Source organism: Streptomyces ovatisporus (genome assembly GCF_042653885.1).
Lineage (GTDB): Bacteria > Actinomycetota > Actinomycetes > Streptomycetales > Streptomycetaceae > Streptomyces > Streptomyces ovatisporus.
In genome coordinates, this window is record NZ_JBHSFH010000005.1 from 433285 (window position 1) to 446315 (window position 13031).

General features: G+C 71.9%; 14 protein-coding genes and 1 pseudogene. 12 read left to right on the plus strand and 3 right to left on the minus strand.

The window, feature by feature from the left end; all coding sequences use genetic code 11:
- Nucleotides 1–49 precede the first annotated feature (49 nt).
- The 4 genes and pseudogenes from ACFPA8_RS10300 to ACFPA8_RS10315 all read left to right on the plus strand — a co-directional run bounded on the left by ACFPA8_RS10300 (nucleotide 50) and on the right by ACFPA8_RS10315 (nucleotide 2574).
- A complete protein-coding gene (locus ACFPA8_RS10300) occupies nucleotides 50–841 on the plus strand; it encodes a VOC family protein (protein ID WP_386445679.1) in 792 nt (263 codons plus the stop codon).
- 239 nt (nucleotides 842–1080) lie between these two features.
- A pseudogene (locus ACFPA8_RS10305) lies at nucleotides 1081–1278 on the plus strand (IS5/IS1182 family transposase); the annotation flags it as partial.
- Between the two features lie 104 nt (nucleotides 1279–1382).
- On the plus strand, nucleotides 1383–2000 hold the full coding sequence (locus ACFPA8_RS10310) for a hypothetical protein (RefSeq protein WP_386445682.1): 618 nt from the start codon (nucleotides 1383–1385) through the stop codon (nucleotides 1998–2000).
- 22 nt (nucleotides 2001–2022) lie between these two features.
- Nucleotides 2023–2574 carry a GNAT family N-acetyltransferase gene (locus ACFPA8_RS10315; protein WP_386445685.1) on the plus strand — a complete coding sequence of 184 codons (552 nt, stop codon included), beginning with the start codon at nucleotides 2023–2025 and terminating at the stop codon, nucleotides 2572–2574.
- A gap of 45 nt (nucleotides 2575–2619) precedes the next feature.
- On the opposite strand, the gene ACFPA8_RS10320 is transcribed toward ACFPA8_RS10315, so the two are convergent.
- Complete coding sequence (locus ACFPA8_RS10320) at nucleotides 2620–3435, minus strand: copper homeostasis protein CutC (RefSeq protein WP_386445687.1); 816 nt, start codon at nucleotides 3433–3435, stop codon at nucleotides 2620–2622.
- A gap of 199 nt (nucleotides 3436–3634) precedes the next feature.
- Here ACFPA8_RS10320 and ACFPA8_RS10325 point away from each other — a divergent pair, with 199 nt between their 5' ends.
- The 5 genes from ACFPA8_RS10325 to ACFPA8_RS10345 all read left to right on the plus strand — a co-directional run bounded on the left by ACFPA8_RS10325 (nucleotide 3635) and on the right by ACFPA8_RS10345 (nucleotide 8112).
- On the plus strand, nucleotides 3635–4333 hold the full coding sequence (locus tag ACFPA8_RS10325; protein WP_386445690.1) for an HD domain-containing protein: 699 nt from the start codon (nucleotides 3635–3637) through the stop codon (nucleotides 4331–4333).
- Nucleotides 4334–4546: 213 nt separating this feature from the next.
- Nucleotides 4547–5125: an RNA polymerase sigma factor gene (locus ACFPA8_RS10330; RefSeq protein WP_386445693.1), complete on the plus strand. Its 579-nt coding sequence runs from the start codon at nucleotides 4547–4549 to the stop codon at nucleotides 5123–5125.
- Nucleotides 5115–5756 (plus strand): hypothetical protein, encoded by a 642-nt coding sequence (locus ACFPA8_RS10335; protein WP_386445696.1) that lies wholly within the window; start codon nucleotides 5115–5117, stop codon nucleotides 5754–5756. The genes ACFPA8_RS10330 and ACFPA8_RS10335 overlap by 11 nt, the downstream gene beginning before the upstream one ends.
- 339 nt (nucleotides 5757–6095) lie before the next feature.
- Nucleotides 6096–6659 carry a TIGR03086 family metal-binding protein gene (locus ACFPA8_RS10340; RefSeq protein ID WP_386445699.1) on the plus strand — a complete coding sequence of 188 codons (564 nt, stop codon included), beginning with the start codon at nucleotides 6096–6098 and terminating at the stop codon, nucleotides 6657–6659.
- 250 nt (nucleotides 6660–6909) lie between these two features.
- Nucleotides 6910–8112: a Cmx/CmrA family chloramphenicol efflux MFS transporter gene (locus ACFPA8_RS10345; RefSeq protein WP_386446308.1), complete on the plus strand. Its 1203-nt coding sequence runs from the start codon at nucleotides 6910–6912 to the stop codon at nucleotides 8110–8112.
- Between the two features lie 3 nt (nucleotides 8113–8115).
- Here the strand turns inward: ACFPA8_RS10345 and ACFPA8_RS10350 are convergent, their stop codons facing one another.
- Entirely contained in the window at nucleotides 8116–8397 is a 282-nt protein-coding gene (locus ACFPA8_RS10350) for a DUF4031 domain-containing protein (RefSeq protein ID WP_386445701.1), read from the minus strand.
- A 139-nt stretch (nucleotides 8398–8536) separates the two neighbouring features.
- Nucleotides 8537–8893: a hypothetical protein gene (locus tag ACFPA8_RS10355; protein ID WP_386445704.1), complete on the minus strand. Its 357-nt coding sequence runs from the start codon at nucleotides 8891–8893 to the stop codon at nucleotides 8537–8539.
- A 113-nt stretch (nucleotides 8894–9006) separates the two neighbouring features.
- Here ACFPA8_RS10355 and ACFPA8_RS10360 point away from each other — a divergent pair, with 113 nt between their 5' ends.
- From ACFPA8_RS10360 to ACFPA8_RS10370, 3 genes are all read left to right on the plus strand, one after another.
- Complete coding sequence (locus tag ACFPA8_RS10360) at nucleotides 9007–10005, plus strand: MurR/RpiR family transcriptional regulator (protein ID WP_386445707.1); 999 nt, start codon at nucleotides 9007–9009, stop codon at nucleotides 10003–10005.
- A 197-nt stretch (nucleotides 10006–10202) separates the two neighbouring features.
- On the plus strand, nucleotides 10203–11222 hold the full coding sequence (gene murQ / locus ACFPA8_RS10365) for an N-acetylmuramic acid 6-phosphate etherase (RefSeq protein WP_386445710.1): 1020 nt from the start codon (nucleotides 10203–10205) through the stop codon (nucleotides 11220–11222).
- 143 nt (nucleotides 11223–11365) lie between these two features.
- Complete coding sequence (locus tag ACFPA8_RS10370; RefSeq protein ID WP_386445713.1) at nucleotides 11366–13021, plus strand: PTS transporter subunit EIIC; 1656 nt, start codon at nucleotides 11366–11368, stop codon at nucleotides 13019–13021.
- The last annotated feature ends 10 nt before the right edge of the window (nucleotides 13022–13031 follow it).

Consider the following 13031-nt stretch of genomic DNA (forward strand, 5'->3'; position numbering starts at 1 on the left):
AGCCGTATCGGGGGCTGAGCCGTGTCAGGGACTTCCGGAGGGAATCACCATGATCACCACTGACTTCGCCGCAGGCGCTCCGTGCTGGCTCGATCTGGGTGTCAGGGACGTCTCCGCCGCGAAGAAGTTCTACGGCGGAGTCTTCGGCTGGACGCTCGAGCAGTTCGGCCCGGGCGACGACGCGTACGGCCTGTTCAAGTCCGACGGGAAGACCGTCGCCGCGCTGGGCCCGCTCGACGAGGGTGCCCGTTCCGGCTGGATGATCTACTTCATGTCGCCCGACGTGGACGAGACCGCCGCGAAGGTCCGCCAGCTCGGAGGCACCGTCCGGGTGGAGCCTTCCGACGTCGACGACCAGGGCCGCCTGGCCCAGTTCAGCGACCCGCAGGGCGGCCAGTTCGCCGCTTGGCAGCCGGGCAAGACGCCGGGGCTGGAGACCGTGGACGAGCCGGACTCGCTGATGTGGGTCGAGCTCTACACCACCGACTCCGGCGCGGCGAAGAACTTCTACAAGGGGCTGTACGGATGGCAGTACAGCGAGATGCCCGTCCCGGACGACCCGGAGACCACGTACGTCATGATCACACCGGCGGGTGAGGAGCAGGAACGCATGCACGGCGGTCTGATGCAGGTGCCGCAGGACGCCCTCGCGCTCGCCGGCGGCGATCCGTTCTGGCACCCCGTCTTCCGCACGAACGACTGCGACGCCACCGCCGCGAAGGTCACCGAACTCGGCGGCAACGTGGTCATGGGCCCGGAGGACGCCGAGGGAGTCGGCCGCATGGCCGTCTGTCTCGACCCCTTCGGAGCCGACTTCGTCGTCCTCAAGCCGTCCATGTGACGACCCGGCGTCCGCGTCGGGGAGGGGCGGCGGCCGGGGGCAGCGGGCTCACGGGGCGTCTGTGCACGGGGCGTCTGTGCACGGGGCGTCAGGTCGCGGGAACGCGGCCTGACCGCCCCGTGCACGCTTCAGAGGTCATCTCATGTGGCTCGCTCGGTTTCCTGAGTTCGTGGTGACCGTGGAACGTCTGGTGCCGGATGAGCTGTGGGAACTGTTCCAGCGGGTGGTCCCTCCCGCTCCGACGCGGCCGCAAGGGGGTCGAGCCCTCGACGCGACTCGGCCTGCACCGCTGGACGACAGAACGCACCGTGGCAGGGCTCGGCGGCTGCCGCAGACTCCACCGCCGCTACGAACGCAGGGCAGAGCACTTCCTGGCCTTCACCGCCATCGCCTGCACCCTCATCTGCTTCCGCCGCTTGGTGCCACCGAAGCCGTAAACCGTTTCTCCCGCCAGGCGCGGCAGGAGAAACTCGCCAGGACAGTGAGCAACGCGATCGCCGGTCGTCTCCCATACCGCACCGGCGCTGGCGGGAGGAGGGCCATGGCAAGACCCGCGGTCGAAGCGGCTGTACGCCGCTGTGCCGAATGCGGCGGATACGAGTACAGCGGTGCGCCTGCCTGTATCGCCTGCCGCAGGCTGGTGGACAGCATCCTGGAGGACGAATGGTCCGCCTTTCTGCACCGGTGGGACGCCGGCGACTCTCAGGAAACCGAGGCGCTTGCCGAGATGGTGGCGGCCGAACCCGATCGTCACGACTGGCGGGTGGTGGATGCCGCGCTCGACAGGCTGGTCTGCTCCGACTGCGGTGACCGGCTCAGCCGTGGTCCTGCCGGTTGCCCCGCATGCGATCTTGCCCACGGTTTCCGCTATGCCGCGATCGAGACGGACCGGCCGGGTGTCCCCCTGGGCAACGAGCACGCCATCCGGGTCAACGTCTCGGTCGTGCGTCGGCCGCAGGTCACCTCCGAAAACGAAGTCCTTGCCCGCCGCCTGCTGCTACCGCTTCTCCTGGTGGGCCTCCTGCCGACCATCGAAGAGGCCCAGCGGATGAGCGCCCTGCTCAAGAGGAGCCCCCCGACACAGACGACTCACCTCGTTGAGCAGGCCATCGAGGAAATGCTCGGGCGCCGACGCGACAGAAGTCGCCCTTCCAGATGAGATGACCTCTTAGCGTCGTGCGATGGCATCCGAGAACAAGTCGTTCCTTCTCAGCGGTCCCCGCGTGGGGATACGTCACGTCACCCGCCAGGACCACGCCGAACTCACAGCTCTCGCGCGGCAGAGCACGGATCTCCACCGGCCGTGGGTGCCGCAGCGGGACATGGGCCGCGAAGCCTTCGCGGAGTACGTCGCCCGGTTCGAAGGACCCGCTCACGAGGGGTTCTTGATCTGCCTGCGGCGTACCGGGGGGATCGTCGGAGGCGTCAACATCAACAACATCGTCAGAGGCAGCCTGCAGCGCGGCACGCTGGGCTACGTCGCGTACGCGCCCACAGCGGGGCGGGGGTACATGACGGAGGGGCTGGGCCTCGTACTCCGCCGGGCCTTCGGCGAGTTGGGGCTGCACCGGCTGGAGGCCGACATCCAGCCCGCGAACACACGCTCGTCGAAGCTCGTCGCGCGGCTGGGCTTCCGCCTCGAAGGGCACTCCCCCGAGTTCCAGTTGATCGACGGAGAGTGGCGGGACCACGACCGGTGGGCGATCACGCGAACCGACCGGGAGCGTCCGTGACGACAGTCCTCCTGCTCGCGGGAGACCCCGGTCGGGTGGCCGCAGTCAGGACGTCCGGCCCGTCGCCGCGATCCCGTCCAGTGCCTTGCGCCAATCCAGCACTCTGGTCGCGTCGACGGGGCTGTCCCACCCGTCGAGGCGCGCGGCGCCGCCGATGTGGAAGGCGGTGATCCCGGCGGCGGCGAGTGCCGGCACGTGGTCGAGGCGGAGCCCCCCGCCGGCCAACGTCTGTGCCTCATAGCCCGGTTCGCCGGCCGCGGCGCGGGCCGCCTCCGCGCACAGCACGCCGAGCCCGGCGTCGACACCCCGCGGCGACCCCGCCGTCAGGTAGGTGTCCGGGGCGCTGCCCGCCCCTGGCCTGCCCCTGCCCGCGCCCTCCGCGTCCGCCTGTCCCGCCGGCAGGCCCTGCCCCCTCCCGCTCCCGGCACCGCCCGGAAGCCCGGCGAGCGCCCGGCGCAGCCCTTCGCGGTCTGCCGCGCGGTCGATGGCCCGGTGGAAGGTCCAGGAGCAGCCGTCGAGAACGTCCGTCACGGCGACGACGGCGCGCAGGTCCGGCCGCCCCGCGTCGTCGAGGAAGCCGAGGACGAACTCGTCGGCACCTTCGGCGCGCAACCGGCTTGCCTGCTCGCACAGTTCGCCCAGTGCCGCGTCGCTGCCCACCGTGAAACCGGTGGACGCGCGCAGCATGACGCGCAGCGGAACGCCGACGGCTGCACGGATGCGGGCGAAGGTCTCGCGGCTGGGGGTGAGGCCGTCGGAAGCCATGTCGGCGACCAGTTCGAGGCGGTCGGCTCCTCCGGCCTGCGCCGCCCGCGCGTCGTCGGCTGTCAGGGCGATGACCTCGAGAATTGGTCTAGACATGTTCAGCACTCTGCCACACGTCCGCCCTCGCGGGAAGTCGGCATCGAGCCGTCCGGAGAGCCGTCCGGAGAGGCGCCCGGGCGCCGGAGCCGCAGTCGGAACAGCAGTCGGAACAGCAGACGGAAACAGTGCCGGGGCGAACCCGCGTCCCCGTCGGCGGCAGGCCCGACGACCCTGCACGCCAGGGGACAATCACGTCATGGCAACCGACGAATCCGCCCTCCGTGGGACGCGTGACCGCCTGCTCGCCGACTGGCACGCGCTGCTCGTCCGGGTCAGGGGCGGCGAGGAGGAACCGGCACCAGGACCGTACGGCGAGGACCTCATCGCCCGGTGGTCGGAACCGCAGCGGCACTACCACGACGTCGGCCACCTTCTCGCCGTACTGGACCGCGTGGACGAACTGGCCCCTCACACACCGGGGGCGGACGCCGACACGGCGCGGCTTGCGGCGTGGTTCCACGACGCGGTCTACCGCCCCGACAGGAGCGAGAACGAGGAGCGCAGCGCCCGTCTCGCCCTGCGCGCCCTGCTCGAAGCGGGCGTCGGCCGGGCCCGTACCGAGGAGGTCGTCCGTCTGGTACGTCTCACCGTCACCCACGATCCCGAACCGGGAGACGACGACGGCGAGTTGCTGTGCGACGCGGATCTGGCCGTACTGGCGGGCCCACCCGCCCGGTACGCCGAGTACGCCGCGGCCGTGCGCCGGGAGTACGCCTTCGTCCCCGAGGAGCGCTTCCGCGCCGGGCGTGCGGGCGTACTTCGTCAACTCCTGGGGCTTCCGCGGCTGTTCCGCACCACGTACGCCCAGGAACGATGGGAGAATGCCGCCCGCCGCAACCTCACGACCGAGTTGGGGCTGCTCGAATCGCAGACGGAGGGGGACGGGCGGAGTTGAGCGCACCACGCACGGCCGGACAAGCCGCCCCCAGGTGAACACGGATCGTCGAAACCGGGCGGACTTGCAGCCTCCGGACAGCACCCCGGCGTTTGTGGTCGACGGCACCGCGACGTTCGAGGCCGGACCGGCAGGACGACGCAGAGGCACGACGGACCCGACGCACCACCCCATCACCCAAGAGGCCACTCACCACGGAGGGTCGCAGGCCACGTGGTCATTTCTTCCGACACCGGCAACGACAAGCCCGACCCGTCGTTCGACGACGTCTTCTGCGAGCTGCTGCACCGGCTGTACCGGAGAGCCGCGATGCTCGCCGGTCCGCGTCAGCCGGCGGAGGACGCCGTCCACGAGGTCTACCTCAAACTGGCCGCCAGGCCCGAGCGGTTCCTCGCTCATCCGGAGCCCTACGCCTACGCCTTCTCCGCGCTGCTGAGCGTGATTCGCGACAGCTGGCGGCGGGAACGACGGCAAGTGCTGGTCGCCGACGTCGAGTTCGCGGGGGACTCGGGCGCGGCCTCCGCAGACCCCGGCCGGCAGTCGGACGACGGAGGACTGGAGCGGCGGGCTTCGGAGCTGGAAACCGTACGTCTGCTTCGTCAGTTGACGGTCCGGCAGGCCGGAGTCGTCATCCTCGTCGACCTGGACGGTTACACGATCGACCAGGCCGCGAAGATCCTCGGCCTGCACCGGGGCACCGTGGCACTGACCCGGAGACGGGCCCTGGACAAGCTGCGAGGCGCGCTCCCCCAGCGCGCGGGCCGCTCGAGAGGAGAACGGCATGCGTGCTGAACGACGCGAGGAGACAGCGGCGGCTCTCCGCGAACGGCTGCGGTCCGCCGACGCCGAGATCGAGGTTCCCGACGGCCTGTGGGAGAGGGTCCGCGCCCCGCGCGACGACATCAGGGTCGCCCCCGTGCCGCGTGCGCGCCGGCGTCCCGTGCCGCTGGTCCTGATCGCTGTCGCCACGGTGGCGGTGACCCTCGTCGTCTGCGGCACCTGGTGGCTGGTCTCCCCGGCGTCCGGCCCCGCGCCCGGGAAGAGCGCGGCCCCGGCCGACCCGAACGGCGGCGCCGTCACCCTGCGCGTGTACAACGTCGAGAAGCCCTGCCAGGAACTTCGCACCCTGGAGTGCTCGCTCCGGGTCGCCGAGAACCCGTACACGCTCTACGCCGACCCCGGCAACGCGGCAGGCCGCGTCTGGCACGGCGACCGGCTCACCGCCACCTGCGTCGTCACGGACGGCCGGCTGGTCACGGACGAGAAGGGCATCTCCTCGCCCCGCTGGTACCGGGTGGAGAAGGCGCAGGACGAAGGAGGGCGCGAGCGGTTCGAGGGCTGGCTGCCGGGTGTGCGCACACGCAACACCACCGAGGTCCCGACCTGCTCGGCGGCCGAGAGGCCGGCACGGAACGGCAGTTGAGGCTCCGGCGCCGTCGCCGCTTGCGCGCGGTGCCGGACGCGGCGCCGGGACGGCGGCCCGGTGGGCGGCCGGCTCCTGCCGGGCGCACCCCCCTCACAGCCGCCCCGGCACTCCCCCGAGTGCACGCGGCTCGGCGACCGCGCTGTCCGGAGCCGTACGCCGCTCGCGCAGGCCGGACGATCCGTACACGTACGCGGGGGCAGCCACGTATGACACCGAGACGAGTGACGTACGTCACACCGGACGCCGGGATGCGGTGGTACGCCCGGGCGCCACGGCGACCGGGCCCGTACGGGTGAGCCGGGATGCCGCGTGCCGGATCAGGCGCACCATTGACGCATGGAACTGATCGACGCTTTCGAGTCAGCCTTCAAGGAGTGGGACCGCCTCGTGCACGAGGTCGGCGACCGGCAGTGGGAGGAACCCACCCCGTGCACCGACTGGAACGTACGGGATCTGGTCAACCACATTGTCGGCGAGCATCTTTGGGCACCGCACCTGCTCGCCGGCGAGACGCTCGCGCAGGTCGGCGACCGTTACGAGGGGGACGTCCTCGGCGACGACCCCGTCGCGGCGTGGGAACGGGCGGGCAGCGGCTCGTGGTCCGCGTTCCACCGCGAGGGCGCGCTGCACGGCCAGGTGCACGTCACCGGAGGCACGAGTCCGGCCACGGAGTACGGCTGGCAGATGACCACCGACCTGGCGGTGCACGGCTGGGACCTCGCCCGTGGGATCGGCGTACGGACCCGCATGCACGACGAACTCGCCGACGCCGTCTACGCACAGGTCGCCCCGCAGGTGAAGAGCTGGCAGGGCGTCGGTGTCTTCGACCCCCCGGTGCCCGTGCCCGAGGACGTGGTGCCGCAGGAACGGCTGGTGGCGTTGCTCGGCCGCCACCCGTAGCTCGCCCCGGCCCGCCCTCCCGTGACCTGCCCGGCAGGCACGACCCCGCTCCGGATCCGTCCGTGGCCGGACCGCCTCGCCGGAATGCCGGGGCGGTGGCGCGTCGTTGACGCCTGACATGCCCGACACCAGCGCGGAGAAGACCGGCGCGCCCGCCCGCTCTCCTGCCCCCGACGCCACCGGCAGCACCCCCGGCGCCTCCGGCGCCCGCAGTTCCCCCGACGGCAGGGAGCTCCCGGCCGCCCGCCGGATGCCGCTGTCCGTCCACGTCCTCGGGCTCGCGGTCTTCGCGCTCGGCACCTCGGAGTTCATGCTCTCCGGACTGCTGCAACCCCTCTCGCGCGATCTGGGCGTCTCCATACCTCAGGCGGGGCTGCTGATCTCCGCCTTCGCGATCGGCATGGTCGTCGGCGCCCCCGTGCTCGCCGCCGCGACACTGCGGCTGCCGCGCCGTACGACCCTCGTCGCGCTGCTCGTCGTCTTCGGGCTCGGCCAGGTGGCGGGGGCGCTCGCCCCCACCTACGAGGTGCTCTTCGCCTCCCGCGTCGTCAGTGCGCTCGCGTGCGCCGGCTTCTGGGCCGTGGGCGCGGCAGTCGCCGTGTCGGTGGTCCATGTGGACGTGCGGGCACGGGCGATGGCCGTCCTCGTCGGCGGGCTGAGCATCGCCAACATCCTCGGAGTGCCGGCCGGTTCACTGCTCGGCCAGCACGCGGGCTGGCGGTCGGCGTTCTGGGCGGTGGCGGTGATGTCGGCCGTCGCACTGGCGGGGGTGCTGGCGTTCGTACCGAACACGCAGCCGCCGACGGGCGCCGGCCGTCCGCGGCTCGGCCGGGAGATGCGCATCTACAAGGACAAGCAGGTGTGGCTCACCGTCGTCATCATCGCGCTGAACGGTGCGGCGGTCTTCGCCGTCTTCTCCTACCTCGCACCGCTGCTCACGGACGTGGCGGGCCTGCGGGAGAGCTGGGTGCCCACAGTGCTGGCGCTGTTCGGACTGGGCGGACTGCTCGGTACGGCCATCGGCGGCCGGATCTCCGACGGACACCTCTTCGGCACGATGTACGGCGGCATCGCGGCGTCGACGGCCGCTCTGGCACTGCTGGCCCTGCTCGCACGGAGCAGCGTCGCAGCGGTGGGGCTCGCGCTGCTGCTGGGGATCACGGCGTTCATGACGGCGCCGGCGCTGAACACCCGGATGTTCGACGTCGCAGGCGCAGCGCCCACGCTGGCGGGCGCGACGACGACGTCGTCGTTCAACATCGGCAACACCGTCGGCCCTTGGCTGGGCGGCCTGGTCATCGACGCGGGGTGGGGTTACCGGTCGGTCGCGTGGACGGGCGCGGCCCTGGCCGCGGCCGGTGTGGGTGCCACTGCCTGGGCGTCCCTCGTGCAGAGGCGGACGGCACGCAGAAGTGCGCCGCTCCGGCAGGCGGCGTGCCCGGCCGCACGCTGAGCCTCACTCCTGCGGCGGCGCCGGTCCGCGTCGGCGCGGGCGGCGCAGCCCGGCCTCGGTGAGGCGCCGCAGCAGCTCCTTGCAGCCCACTTCGACGGCTCCGGCCGCCACCGCGGCCGGATACCGGGTGCTCGGCACGTCGTAGTGGTCGCGGTCGAAGGCACCGCGCGGACAGCCGATCGCGGCGGCGAAGGCGTGGAGCTCCTCGTAGGAGGAGTCGCTCACCAGGTGCGACCACATGCGCCCGCGGCCCGGCCAGTCGGGCGGATCGATGTAGACGGTCACCGCAGGGAGCCCGGGGACGTCCCGTGGTCCCTGGCGCAGGCGCCCCGGCCGCGGAACCGGCCGCGCAGGCGCCACTGCCGCCGCCGTCCCGGAGGCCGCTGCCACCGCCGCCGGTACTGCCGCCCCGCCCGCGGGCACCTCAGAGCCACTTGTTCAGTGCTCCGACCCGTGCCACGGAGGTCGTCGTCTTGCTGCACACCCAGTGCGGGTCCTCCCCGAGCGCCGGTTCGACGTCCAGTGCGTGCGGGTCCGAGCCGATGCACACGGGGCACAGCGGCCACCGCCCGTACCGGTCGAGCAAGGCGTCCTGTACGTCCTGGGCTATCAGCCCGTTGACGAAGGCGATGCCGTCGGGCCATTGCTCGACCCACCACCTGCGGTGGGAGACGGCCTCTTCGACGAGCGAGACCACGTCGGCGTCCGCGACCTTGCCGGCCTCCAGGTCGGCGAGCACGAGGGCGCGTGCCGCGTGAAGTGTCTGCTCCAAAAGGTCCATGTCTCCATTGCACCAAAAGGGGCACAGCGCCTGCCGCAGAGCGGCGCGAAGATCCCGGCCGATTTGGCCTGAAAGCCTTGACGCACCCTCCCGGGCGAAAATATCTTCCGGCGATGACCACGTATCTGAAGGAAAGTTTCGCCAGAAGCAACAGGACCCACGGCAGACCCCAAGGCAGCGGCGCCGCCCGGGACGCCGGCCCGCCGCCCGCCGCTCCGCGCCCCGCCCCCGGCCCGCCCGCTCCCGGTGCTCTCGCCGCGAAGGTGCGCACCATGGCCCCGTCGATGACGCGCTCGATGCAGCGCGTCGCCGAAACCGTCGCCGGAGACCCCGCCGGCTGCGCCCAGTTGACCGTCACGGGCCTCGCCGAGCGCACCGGTACGAGCGAGGCCACCGTCGTGCGCACCTCCCGGCTCCTCGGCTTCCCCGGCTACCGCGACCTGCGCCTGGCCCTCGCCGGGCTCGCCGCACAGCAGGAGTCGGGTGCCGCGCCCGCGGTCACCGCCGACATAGCGGTGGACGACCCGATCTCCGACGTCGTGGCCAAGCTCGCCCACGACGAGCAGCAGACGCTCGCCGACACCGCCGCCGGCCTGGACACCGTCCAGCTGGAGGCCGCCGTCACCGCCCTGGCCGCCGCCCGGCGCGTCGACGTGTACGGCGTGGGCGCGTCCGGCCTCGTCAGCAAGGACCTCGCGCAGAAGCTCCTGCGCATCGGCCACGTCGCGCACGCGGAAGCGGACCCCCATCTGGCCGTCACCAATGCGGTGCAACTTCGGGCCGGCGACGTCGCAGTGGCCATCACGCACTCCGGACGGACCGTCGACGTCATCGAGCCCCTCCGGGCCGCCTTCGACCACGGCGCGACGACCATCGCCATCACGGGCCGTTCGGACGGAGAGGTCGCACAGTACGCCGACCACGTACTGACCACGTCCACGGCCCGCGAGAGCGAACTGCGGCCCGCCGCCATGTCCAGCCGTACGAGCCAACTCCTGGTCGTCGACTGTTTGTTCATCGGCGTGGCGCAACGTACGTACGAGAGCGCCGCACCGGCGCTCTCCGCCTCCTACGAGGCGCTCGCGCACCGTCATTCGCCCCGGCCGCGCTGACCGCGGAAGGAGCAGCTCTCTGCCCACCGGCGCGACGCCCGTCCCGGCCTCCCGGTTCCCGGCCCGGACCGAGGGGGAAGGGTCATGCGCGCCGGTCGTCGCACTCTCACGGGAAGCAGCTCCGCCCGGCACCAGTGACGCACCGACAGCACCCCTCCCAGCCGCACCGCGCCTGTCAGAGAGAGCCGTACCCCTCCATGACCTCCACCGCCGACACACCTCCGTCCTACAGTTCGGACAACGACGCCGCCTCCCGCCCGGCCTCCCCGGGCAGCGCGAACGGAGCCTCCTACAGCGAACTGCGCGCCCAGCTGGAGACGCTCACCACGGAGGCGTTCCGCAGTGAGCTGTCAGAGATCGACCAGCTGCCCACCCTGGAGATCGCCCGGATCATGTCGGGTGAGGACTCCACCGTTCCCACAGCCGTCGCCGCCCAGCTGCCGCAGATCGCCGCGGCCATCGACACCGTCGCGGAGCGGATGGCCCGCGGCGGGCGCCTGATCTACGCGGGCGCGGGCACCGCCGGACGTCTCGGCGTGCTCGACGCCAGCGAGTGCCCGCCCACCTTCAACACCGACCCCGCCGACGTCGTCGGTCTCATCGCGGGCGGGCCGGGTGCGATGAGCAACTCCGTGGAAGGCGCCGAGGACAGCAAGGAGCTGGCCGCGGCCGACCTCGACGAACTCCAGCTCACGGCGGACGACACCGTCGTGGGAATCTCGGCCTCCGGCCGCACTCCGTACGCGGTCGGCGCCGTCGAGTACGCCCGCCACACACACGGCGCGTTCACGGTCGGCCTCTCCTGCAATGCGAACTCGCCGCTCGGTGACGCCGCAGCGCAGCGCATCGAGGTCGTCGTCGGCCCGGAACTCCTCACGGGCTCCACGCGGCTGAAGGCCGGTACGGCACAGAAGCTCGTCCTGAACATGCTCTCGACCATCACCATGATCCGTCTGGGCAAGACGTTCGGGAACCTGATGGTCGACGTCCGCGCCTCGAACGAGAAGCTGCGGGCCCGTTCGCGCCGCATCGTCTCCCTCGCGACAGGCGCCGACGACGCCGCCATCGAGGCCGCTCTCACCCAAGCGGACGATGAGGTGAAGAACGCCATTCTGATCATCCTGGCCGGGGTGAACGGCCGTACCGCCGCCCAGTTGCTCGCCGAGGCCGACGGTCACCTGCGTGCGGCGATCCGCACGGCGACGGGTGAGGGCTGACAGTGGTGCCAAGCGGCTGACGGAGACCGCAGCCGGCGCCGGGGGGCGCCGGACTGCCGGTGAAGGCCCGGCGAGGTCCCGGTCGGCACGCTCGACCGCACCACGTTCCGGGTCTACCGGACCGTCAGAGAGCGACCGCACCCATGAGCTCAGACCAGAACCGCCAGATCGCCGAGGCCCTGCTCCCCCTCGTGGGGGGCGCCCCGAACGTCACCTCCGTCACCCACTGCATGACACGGCTGAGGCTCGGCCTGACCGACCGTTCGCTGGTGCAGGACGCGGCGCTGCGCGCACTGCCGGACGTGATGGGCGTGGTCGAGGACGACGAAGCGTTCCAGATCGTGCTCGGCCCGGGGAAGGTCGCCCGGGTCACCCCCGAATTCAAGGCGCTGGTCGAACACGACCCGCACCGTGCGGCTTCCTCGCAGGGGCGGCACGACGCTGCGGCGGAGGCCGCACCGTCCCCGGCTGCGGCTGCGGCGGGCGGCGCGTCCACCGCCGAGGAGCTCGCCGAGCGGGGTGAGGCGATCCGCGCGGCGCGCAGACGCAGGAACGCCACACCGGTGAAGCTGATGCTGCGCCGCGTCGCCAACATCTTCGTGCCTCTCATCCCGGCCCTCATCGGCTGCGGCATCGTCGCGGGCATCAACGGCCTGCTGACCAATCTGGTCAGCAGCGGCAGCGCGCAGTGGGCGTCCGGCATCGTCCCCGCCCTGACGGCGATCTCCACCGGTTTCATGTCCCTGATCGCGGTCTTCGTCGGCATCAACACCGCGGCAGAGTTCGGCGGTACGCCTGTCCTCGGCGGAGCGGCCGCGGCCGTCATCGTCTTCGCGGGTGTCTCCGACGTCTCGGCGTTCGGCGAGAAGCTCGCCCCCGGACAGGGAGGTGTGCTGGGTGCGCTCTTCGCCGCGCTCCTCGCCGTGCACGTGGAGAGGTGGTGCCGCCGCCGGGTGCCGGAAGCGGTGGACGTGCTGGTCACACCCACCGTCACCGTCCTCGTCTCCGGCCTGGTCACCCTCTTCGGGCTGATGTACGTGTGCGGGCTGATCTCCACCGGCATCGGCGAGGTCGCCAACTGGCTGCTCCTGCACGGCGGAGCGGTGGCCGGTTTCGTACTCGGCGGTCTCTTCCTGCCGCTGGTGATGCTCGGCCTGCACCAGGCGCTCATCCCCATCCACACCACCCTGATCGAGCAGGACGGGTTCACGGTGCTGCTGCCGGTCCTCGCCATGGCCGGCGCGGGCCAGGTCGGTGCGGCCCTCGCCGTCTACCTCCGGCTGCGGCGCAACACCTCGATCCGCAAGACCATCAGGTCGGCCCTCCCCGCCGGGCTCATGGGCGTCGGCGAACCGCTGATCTACGGCGTCTCGCTCCCCCTCGGCCGGCCCTTCGTCACGGCCTGCGTGGGCGGAGCGGTCGGGGGTGGCGTGGTCGGGCTCTTCCATCAGATCGGGACGTCCGTCGGGTCCACCGCGATCGGGCCCTCGGGCTGGGCCCTCTTCCCCCTCCTCAAGGGCAGCCAGGGTCTCGGTGCCATCGCGGCGGTGTACGCGCTGGGCATGGCCACGGGCTACGCGGCGGGCTTCGTCGCGACCTACTTCTTCGGCTTCAGCAAGCAGATGCTGGCGGAACTCGACGTCGCCCCGGAGACGGACCGTCCGGCAAGCACGGTCGTGGCGGGCGGCATGCCCGCGGCGGCGGCAGCGGCGGCGCCGGACCGCGACGGCGGGACCCCGGACGGGGCCGACGAGGAGGACGGCGGCCACGGCGGTCCGAGACGCCCGATCGGCGTCTGAGCGCGGGGAG